We start from the raw sequence: 932 nt of genomic DNA, 5'->3' as shown, positions 1-932 counted from the left end.
TCGCCGGTGTTGAGGTAGTGCACGTCGCCGACCATGCGGCTCGCCGCGTGGTGGATGTGGCCGCAGATCACCCCGTCGGCCTCGGCCCGGCGGGCCTCGGCGATCAGGAACTCCTCGAACCGGCCGATGAAGTTGACGGCGTTCTTCACCTTCAGCTTGGCCCAGGCCGAGAGCGACCAGTAGGTCAGGCCGAGGCGCCGGCGCACCCAGTTGAGGTGGGTGTTGACGAACAGCGCCGCCGTGTAGGCCCCGTCGCCGAGGAGGGCCAGCCAGCGGGCGTGGCGCACCACGAGGTCGAACTGGTCGCCGTGGATGACGAGGTAGCGCTTGCCGTCCGCCGCCTCGTGCAGCACCTGATCCTGGATCTCGATGCCGCCGAAATGCATGTCGAGGAAGTCGCGCAGGAACTCGTCGTGGTTGCCCGGCACGTAGACGAGCCGCGAGCCCTTGCGCACCTTCCGCAGCAGCTTCTGCACCACGTCGTTGTGGGCCTGCGGCCAGTACCAGCCCGAGCGCAGCTTCCAGCCGTCGACGATGTCGCCGACCAGGTAGATCTCGTCGGCATCCACCTCCCGCAGGAAGTCGAGCAGCAGCTCGGCCTGGCAACCCTTGGTGCCGAGATGGATATCCGAGAGGAAGAGGGTTCGCACGCGAAGCGCGTCGGCGTCCTCGGCCACGTGCAATCTCCTTGGCGGCGTCTCGCGCCAGCCAAACCCCATTCGCGTATCACTTTGATGACGCGGGAGCGGACTGCAGAACCTTGACCGGGGATGAGAGCCGGGATTCGTTGGCGGAGACTTAAGAACATCATGCGGACGGCGCAGGTCAGCCGCCCGCACCGCCCTCTACCTCGGCCGTGGCGATTCGTGGTTCTGACGGGAGGCCCGCCGCACCCAGCGGAAGCGGCTTCTCCCCGCCAGCCCAGAAAAGCC

General features: G+C 67.2%; 1 protein-coding gene. It reads right to left on the bottom strand.

Features of this window, described 5'->3' with window-relative positions:
- The coding region (locus VQ02_RS34205) for a UDP-2,3-diacylglucosamine diphosphatase (RefSeq protein ID WP_048448738.1) at window positions 1–677 on the bottom strand (677 nt) is incomplete at its 3' end.
- Window positions 678–932 lie beyond the last annotated feature (255 nt).

The sequence above is a fragment of the Methylobacterium variabile genome (genome assembly GCF_001043975.1).
Taxonomy (GTDB): domain Bacteria; phylum Pseudomonadota; class Alphaproteobacteria; order Rhizobiales; family Beijerinckiaceae; genus Methylobacterium; species Methylobacterium variabile.
Note: the sequence above shows the minus strand (reverse complement) of the source record. Positions and strands in the feature narration are given on the sequence as shown.